We start from the raw sequence: 6,727 nt of genomic DNA, 5'->3' as shown, positions 1-6,727 counted from the left end.
TAAACAACTAAACAACTAAACAACTAAACGACTGGAGAATACTATGAAAACTGTAATTGGATATGATGTAACAAATGCTACTGCTCAACCAATCACTAATAATGATGGCTATATCTCATGCGAGGCTTATGATTATGGTTATGATGTAAATGAGCAGACAGGTTATGGTGTAGCAGATGGCGAAGAATTTAGCACTGTAGAGCAATTTATTGATTGGGCTAAAACTCAAGAATGGTTTAAATTAGCATAAACAAACAAAGCCCTACTGTTAATTCGGTAGGGCTTTTTTAATGAGGTGATAAATGAGCTATCAACAACCTAAGCCGTTTACCAGTCAAGTTGATGTTGATGCGTATGCGAATCATGACAGAATTCAATGTTTGCTGTGCGGTAAGCGATATCAATTTTTACCATCTCATTTAAGCCGAGCGCACAATGTTACAGCTGATGAATACCGTCAATTATTCAATATTAATGCTGGTACAGCGTTAGCAGGACTATCATATCGAGCTAGGCAACGTGCGAAAATTGAGCGCCTGCAAGCTGAGGGCAGGCTAACATATGTTCATTTGGCAGAGGCGAGTGAGGCAGCTAGAGGCGCTGACCGAAATAAAACAGATTATCAGCGCAAACAGCAAGCAGAGCTAGTTAAAGAAGTTAAGCCATATTCCGTTAACCAGTTACCAGCCGGAGCCAAACGAGCTGATGGTAGGGATGCGGATAGGGCTAGAGATTATCAGCGAGAATATAGGAAGAAAAAAAATGAGTGATTATATACAGTGGGATGCAGTCATTGAGCCGCCCGCACCTGAGCAAATAGCAGAGTTACGTAAGCATTTAGACCGCATTGGCTATAAAGGCGTACATACACCTCATGGCTTTAGAGCATCAGCTATCACAATGATACAAGAGCAACTTAAATACCCCAAATATCTGCCGGACAGTCAAGCAGGACATAAAACTAAAGACAGTAATGGCGAGGCGTACAGCAGGATGACTTACTTAGCTGAACGTGCTGAGATGATGCAAAAATGGGCGGATTATTTGGACGAATTAAAATGCACTCATACAAAACTCACCACATGACATTCGACACGCCCAAAGCTTTAGCCGACTACATCGACTCTCACGATGTTAAGAGTGTTGCTATGCCGATTAGTTTATACCTAAAGTTTAGAGCAGAGTTTGAGGTTGTGATGAGGTATGGTCAGCCGACTTATAACAAAGTTGCATTAAATATAGCAGTTGGGGATACAGAGTTAGTGACTGTGTATTTAAAATAATTTAAAAATATTTGATAAAAGGTATTGACACTGTATCTAATATTAGATACAATAAACACATCAAATAACAAAGGCAGTTGATAGCAACGCCAGTTAGTCTAAGGAGACAGCAAATGAACAATTCAGAATTATTCAAAAAAGCACACCGCTACACTAAAAAAACAATCCAGGCGGGCGATAGCTACCAAGTTAATTTTGGTCAGTGGTTGAGAGTTTTAAATGCTCATCAAAAAACCCTGAAAAATCTTAATTTAAACGCTATTTTAGATATCGCCAAAACTGGGAACGCTAAAGCGCTACTGGCTGACAAATCATTCCAAGAGGCTGCACAGGCGGGCGTTAGCTATAAAGGAAAAGTACAAATAATAGATTTTGACGCATTTTTAGCACTAGATATTAGCGACTATGACGCTAATGAGTTTTTAACTGATATCGCTAGTAGCATCAGCAAGGAGTTAGCGGGTCGCAATGGCGATTTTACATACAACGCTAAAACAGAGTTCCGCACAGCGTTAAAAAGATTATCTGTAAGATCAGCAGGTGAAAATTTACTAAAATAGGAGTCATTATGACAAAGCAAACAGATAGCTGGGCTGAACTAGAGAAGTGCGGTCTAGCAATATGGGGAAATACATGGCAGGCAGAATTAACTAGAGCACTAGATCTAAATAACTCGTCGCATGTTAGATTGTGGAAAAAAAGAGGTGTCCCTGATTGGGTCTGGGGAGAGCTGAGTCAGATTGCGTCAGATAAAATAAAATCAATATCAGATGTTTTAGTTGAGATCAAAAAAATTTAAAAATAATTAATAAATAGTGTTGACACTGTATCTAATATTAGATACAATAGGTATTAAGAAATGAGGTAAACAACTAAACAACTAAACAACTAAACAACTAAACGACTGGAGAATACTATGAAAACTGTAATTGGATATGATGTAACAAATGCTACTGCTCAACCAATCACTAATAATGATGGCTATATCTCATGCGAGGCTTATGATTATGGTTATGATGTAAATGAGCAGACAGGTTATGGTGTAGCAGATGGCGAAGAATTTAGCACTGTAGAGCAATTTATTGATTGGGCTAAAACTCAAGAATGGTTTAAATTAGCATAAACAAACAAAGCCCTACTGTTAATTCGGTAGGGCTTTTTTAATGAGGTGATAAATGAGCTATCAACAACCTAAGCCGTTTACCAGTCAAGTTGATGTTGATGCGTATGCGAATCATGACAGAATTCAATGTTTGCTGTGCGGTAAGCGATATCAATTTTTACCATCTCATTTAAGCCGAGCGCACAATGTTACAGCTGATGAATACCGTCAATTATTCAATATTAATGCTGGTACAGCGTTAGCAGGACTATCATATCGAGCTAGGCAACGTGCGAAAATTGAGCGCCTGCAAGCTGAGGGCAGGCTAACATATAAGTCGGCAATGTTGGACTCGATACTGTTAAGTGTGTCTGACAAGCTACTGTTAGCAGTGACAGCACTGTTATAGTCATCAATAATTTGATTTTGTTTAAATTCATAGATTTGCTGGGCATCTTGTAACCTCGCATAATTATCTTGCTCAATTTGACGTGCTTTGGCTTCAAACTCCGCTTTATCAGTAATCGCTTGAAGCTCATACTGCGCTTTAATATCTTTAATACTGCGTGACTTGTTTTGACAAGACACTACAGATATGGATAAAACTATTAATAGCGTGAGTATGATTAACTCACGCCAGAACTTTAATAGATATAAATAAGGCATGGATTACTCCTACGTACATTGTTTAACGCCGACGTGCTCAGCGATAACCTCAGCCAATTCACGAGCTAGTGGCCATTTTTTGGCTTGATACGCTGCAAGCTCAGTTGGATTTGAGATAAAGAATAACTCTAAAATAATACCGCCGTTACGGACATAGCCAAGGCGACTATGTTGGCCACTGCCTTCGGATTTGAAACCGCCTTCATTTCCACGAATCGGAATACCTAACACGTCACTGACCGCCTCGCACAATTTGGCACAGATAGCTTTATCTTTAGACTGAGCTAGGGCTTCGACACCCGCGGCGCGCGGAGTATGAAAAGCATTAGTATGAAACTCAATAGCGATGTCACCTTTTTTTATTAGCCGTATAGCCTGTCTTAACGTTTGATTGTCGCTGCCATTGCCGTCTGTGATGACGTTAATACCCAAGTCTTTTAAGCAGTACGCGACTATATTGCGCATATCTGTCGTAATTTCCGCTTCAGTGATTCGTCCGTTTACTGCGCCTGGGTCAGTATTGCTATGTCCTGCTGTGATTGTTACTGTTGTCATTGTCATTCTCCGGATGTTAAAAACCCTCATAAAGAGGGCGGTTAATTTTTAAGTGTTGGTCGATATCGACTGAGCGTTTTATACTCAATCTTTATCATGATAATTAGCTGTGCTAGTGCTATCGCGCGTGCTACTACAGTTTGCCAAACAGCAATATGAGTGCCAGTCCAATCTGCTGCTATTAAAATCATCCATAAGATTAATGATAAATGTATAAACGCTGCGTTACTGTCGTCAGTAGTGCATATGCGTTTGTTAAACACCGCAAAAAGAGCAATCGCGATACCGATTATGGGGATAGCATTATTAATAAAGCTTAATATAATCATTATTTTTTATCCCCAGGCATCATGTAAATCAAAAACTTTAAAAAAGTTTGCCATGCTAATACGAGATTGTCTTTTGCGACGTCAATCAATGAGTCATGCAGTGCAGAGTTGCTGATCAAACGTGCTACTAGATACAGCAAGATGGTGCCGCTGAAGCTACCGCCGAGGCTAGTTAACATCATGACTACAACATTAGGCTCATCGACTGCCGCGGGTAAAAATATAAACGTTGCGATCAGACCGACTAACACTGCTGTCAAAAACTTACTGATCGGACCTCCTTTACCTCTTAGTGTGTCAGTCAAAAGTGCTAAAAATGCCCCGACGAATGCAAGTATTACCGATGCGGCAAAAAACCACCACAGCGGGATCTCTAAATACAAAAACGTTTGAGTTTGTTTAAGTTGCACATGTATGTTATTAGCACCGCCAGCTTGCACAGCGACGCTTACAATACTTAGCAGTGTGCCTACGCTTGATAGCAGTATGTGCTTGCCGATACTTGATGCTGCAGCTATGTTATGCGGCATTTTGTTTACCTCTCTATTTTATTTTGTCAGTAAATCATCTATTCAGGATTTTTAGTTGAGTTTTGCTTTTAAATTAAAGATGCTTTTAAAATACCTTCGGGGATTGTTTTATCTTGAGCTGTAGGATTGTGCAAGTACACTTTAACTGAGTTTGCGCTATTTACCTCAGCATATAAAATAAGTCCATTTAGAGGTTGACTAAAAGCAGCAGAAACAGGAGAACCAACAGATGCGCCCTTTACTGTTGTGACTCTAGTTTTAGTATCGCCAGCTGCGACAGTACCAAAATCATGTGATACCTTAGATGTGGGTTTTGACGCATAGTAAACATGCACAATCCAGTCTGCGCCGTTAACTAGTCTGGCTTTTACAGTAAATGCGGTCAATGATGCAGGTATTACAAAATTGTCAGTAGAGCCGTTGATTTTATACCCATTTTGACACTTAATTGTTGTATTGCCGAGCGTGCCACTTAATGCAGATGTGCCAAAAACATCAAAACTAACATCTACGTTGCCAAAAATTTCTCGATGTTTGACGTTATCAACAAAAGTAATGATTGCACTATTTGAACGTACTTTAAAATGCTCACTATCAAAGCTAACTTGCTCATTAAAGTTTGGATTTTGTCCATCTGCTCTTTGATGCGCTTTTTTGCGATTAAAATCCCCGCCTTTGATAAATGTAAATCCGCCGATAAACGCAGATGCTGCAGTGTTGCTTGTAGATAAAGGGGCTAGTGAGTAACATTTATCAAGATCAACACCGTTAGGATTTAGGATTATAGTGTTATCTTTAGCAGCTGTATTTGTTTTAACAATATCAAATATATTGCCCTCAACATAAAATCCTGCAACCACTTCGCCCATCCGAAGGGCATCATTGCGATTGCCAATTCTTAAGCCGATATCATTAAATTCGTTGACTCTTTTAGGCATCAGCCCCGAATAGAAACCTAATGCCCCCGAACATATGGCGCAATCAGATGACCCGCTCTGCATTGTTATCATATTACTATCAGCACCCGTCAATCTAAAATCACCACCGCACGATATTTGCAAAACGCCGCTTTGGATGTCTGTATGAACCCACGGGTATACACTAATAGTTGTCCTAGTATTGCTCATAATTAAATATGGCTTGCCATCAATTTTTGCAAAACTGTCAACTAACTCATTATCTTCAAAATCGTGGTTTTGAGACAGTGTTATCAATGTTGTTTGGCTTGGCAAAATTGATGCACCTTTTCTCTTGGCACTTTTAAAATTATAATCGCCATGCTTAAAACGATAACCACAGCCGACAAATTGAAACTGTCCCAAGTCCGACATATTGTTGTTTGCATATGTTTTATTTATCGTGTCTGCGCTGCCAGATTCGACTTTTAAACCGAGTCTGCGAGCATATTTACAGATAACTTTCCAGCTGAAATTTGCATGTATAAAGTCCTCCATATACAACAAATTATTAACTGTACGTTGTGTGTACGTTACGCCGCCTGAATCTTCAATGTTTAAAAATCCCGTAAACATACATTGTCGAGTGCTTATAATCTCAAAACCGTTATCTCTAATGCCGTCTTGCGATGACATGATGATCCGAGCATTAAAATCAACGCGCTTAGTTGCAATAGGGTTTTGATGACTATTTATGCTTGCGTTTGTGATTTTTGTGTTTGCAATAAAGTCGCCATGGCACGTAGCCAAACTTACTTTATTAGCACATATATATGACCACCAGGCTTGTATAGCTAAACCGTCTATATAGTCGTCTAAGCTAGTCGCATGATGGTAGTCAACTTGTGCCTCGGCTAAAGTAGAGTATTTTTCCGATAATGGATGGTCAGCGCCGTCACCGATAGCGCCAAACTCATAAACAGATACTGTCTCTGCATTTTTCTCAGCTTGAGTGCGCGCGAATGCGCTCGCAAATTTTGGGGTTGCAGTGATTAACGTGTCAACTTGAGTATTATTGTCTATCGCCGCGCTATTTAGAGCGTCTTTTATAGATTGTGTTACTGTTTTAACTTGATTACCGTCAATATCAACAAAACCGGTTTGATTGCTGATAATTCGTTTTAACGCTTCAAAATAATCAATATAATAATCAAGAGTTTCGATATCCGGTGCCATACGACGTTTGATTTTGTCCCCTCGCGGGCGTTGTAAAAACCCATTAAATGATTTTGCGTCAGCAATTGTTTCTTTAAATATGCTAGATCCGTCAAATAAAGACACTTTATTTCTCCAAAAATAAACCCCG

The 6,727-nt window shown here is 39.4% G+C and carries 12 protein-coding genes; 8 read left to right on the top strand and 4 right to left on the bottom strand.

Annotated elements, in window-relative coordinates; genetic code table 11:
• Window positions 1-43 precede the first annotated feature (43 nt).
• The 8 genes from AC2SLT_RS10015 (at window position 44) to AC2SLT_RS09980 (ending at window position 2,794) form a co-directional block, all read left to right on the top strand.
• The gene (locus AC2SLT_RS10015; RefSeq protein WP_486546837.1) at window positions 44-250 is read left to right on the top strand and encodes a hypothetical protein; all 207 of its coding nucleotides are present in this window, start codon (window positions 44-46) and stop codon (window positions 248-250) included.
• Between the two features lie 52 nt (window positions 251-302).
• The gene (locus AC2SLT_RS10010; RefSeq protein WP_486547511.1) at window positions 303-770 is read left to right on the top strand and encodes a MucR family transcriptional regulator; all 468 of its coding nucleotides are present in this window, start codon (window positions 303-305) and stop codon (window positions 768-770) included.
• Window positions 763-1,086: a hypothetical protein gene (locus AC2SLT_RS10005; RefSeq protein ID WP_486547510.1), complete on the top strand. Its 324-nt coding sequence runs from the start codon at window positions 763-765 to the stop codon at window positions 1,084-1,086. Before AC2SLT_RS10010 ends, AC2SLT_RS10005 begins: the two co-directional genes overlap by 8 nt.
• Window positions 1,059-1,283: a hypothetical protein gene (locus tag AC2SLT_RS10000; RefSeq protein ID WP_486547509.1), complete on the top strand. Its 225-nt coding sequence runs from the start codon at window positions 1,059-1,061 to the stop codon at window positions 1,281-1,283. The genes AC2SLT_RS10005 and AC2SLT_RS10000 overlap by 28 nt, the downstream gene beginning before the upstream one ends.
• 113 nt (window positions 1,284-1,396) lie before the next feature.
• Complete coding sequence (locus tag AC2SLT_RS09995) at window positions 1,397-1,843, top strand: hypothetical protein (RefSeq protein WP_486547508.1); 447 nt, start codon at window positions 1,397-1,399, stop codon at window positions 1,841-1,843.
• 8 nt (window positions 1,844-1,851) lie between these two features.
• Entirely contained in the window at window positions 1,852-2,082 is a 231-nt protein-coding gene (locus tag AC2SLT_RS09990) for a hypothetical protein (RefSeq protein ID WP_486547507.1), read from the top strand.
• A 117-nt stretch (window positions 2,083-2,199) separates the two neighbouring features.
• A complete protein-coding gene (locus AC2SLT_RS09985) occupies window positions 2,200-2,406 on the top strand; it encodes a hypothetical protein (RefSeq protein ID WP_486546837.1) in 207 nt (68 codons plus the stop codon).
• Between the two features lie 52 nt (window positions 2,407-2,458).
• Window positions 2,459-2,794: a MucR family transcriptional regulator gene (locus AC2SLT_RS09980; RefSeq protein WP_486547506.1), complete on the top strand. Its 336-nt coding sequence runs from the start codon at window positions 2,459-2,461 to the stop codon at window positions 2,792-2,794.
• Window positions 2,795-3,060: 266 nt separating this feature from the next.
• Here AC2SLT_RS09980 and AC2SLT_RS09975 read toward each other — a convergent pair whose 3' ends face one another.
• From AC2SLT_RS09975 to AC2SLT_RS09960, 4 genes are all read right to left on the bottom strand, one after another.
• Window positions 3,061-3,606: an N-acetylmuramoyl-L-alanine amidase gene (locus AC2SLT_RS09975; RefSeq protein WP_486547505.1), complete on the bottom strand. Its 546-nt coding sequence runs from the start codon at window positions 3,604-3,606 to the stop codon at window positions 3,061-3,063.
• Between the two features lie 41 nt (window positions 3,607-3,647).
• The gene (locus AC2SLT_RS09970) at window positions 3,648-3,935 is read right to left on the bottom strand and encodes a hypothetical protein (protein WP_486547504.1); all 288 of its coding nucleotides are present in this window, start codon (window positions 3,933-3,935) and stop codon (window positions 3,648-3,650) included.
• On the bottom strand, window positions 3,935-4,465 hold the full coding sequence (locus AC2SLT_RS09965; protein ID WP_486547503.1) for a hypothetical protein: 531 nt from the start codon (window positions 4,463-4,465) through the stop codon (window positions 3,935-3,937). The genes AC2SLT_RS09970 and AC2SLT_RS09965 overlap by 1 nt, the downstream gene beginning before the upstream one ends.
• 68 nt (window positions 4,466-4,533) lie before the next feature.
• Window positions 4,534-6,702: a hypothetical protein gene (locus AC2SLT_RS09960; RefSeq protein ID WP_486547502.1), complete on the bottom strand. Its 2,169-nt coding sequence runs from the start codon at window positions 6,700-6,702 to the stop codon at window positions 4,534-4,536.
• Window positions 6,703-6,727: the final 25 nt, after the last annotated feature.

It is taken from the genome of Psychrobacter sp. CX18 (assembly GCF_057396215.1).
The sequence above is the reverse complement of the archived record's forward strand: the minus strand, read 5'-3'. Positions and strand labels throughout refer to the sequence as shown.

Bases quoted from the DNA above. Each gene is read 5' to 3' on its own strand.
- AC2SLT_RS10015 (WP_486546837.1), top strand. From the start codon at position 44: ATGAAAACTGTAATTGGATATGATGTAACAAATGCTACTGCTCAACCA.
- AC2SLT_RS10010 (WP_486547511.1), top strand. From the start codon at position 303: ATGAGCTATCAACAACCTAAGCCGTTTACCAGTCAAGTTGATGTTGAT.
- AC2SLT_RS10005 (WP_486547510.1), top strand. From the start codon at position 763: ATGAGTGATTATATACAGTGGGATGCAGTCATTGAGCCGCCCGCACCT.
- AC2SLT_RS10000 (WP_486547509.1), top strand. From the start codon at position 1,059: ATGCACTCATACAAAACTCACCACATGACATTCGACACGCCCAAAGCT.
- AC2SLT_RS09995 (WP_486547508.1), top strand. From the start codon at position 1,397: ATGAACAATTCAGAATTATTCAAAAAAGCACACCGCTACACTAAAAAA.
- AC2SLT_RS09990 (WP_486547507.1), top strand. From the start codon at position 1,852: ATGACAAAGCAAACAGATAGCTGGGCTGAACTAGAGAAGTGCGGTCTA.
- AC2SLT_RS09985 (WP_486546837.1), top strand. From the start codon at position 2,200: ATGAAAACTGTAATTGGATATGATGTAACAAATGCTACTGCTCAACCA.
- AC2SLT_RS09980 (WP_486547506.1), top strand. From the start codon at position 2,459: ATGAGCTATCAACAACCTAAGCCGTTTACCAGTCAAGTTGATGTTGAT.
- AC2SLT_RS09975 (WP_486547505.1), bottom strand. From the start codon at position 3,606: ATGACAACAGTAACAATCACAGCAGGACATAGCAATACTGACCCAGGC.
- AC2SLT_RS09970 (WP_486547504.1), bottom strand. From the start codon at position 3,935: ATGATTATATTAAGCTTTATTAATAATGCTATCCCCATAATCGGTATC.
- AC2SLT_RS09965 (WP_486547503.1), bottom strand. From the start codon at position 4,465: ATGCCGCATAACATAGCTGCAGCATCAAGTATCGGCAAGCACATACTG.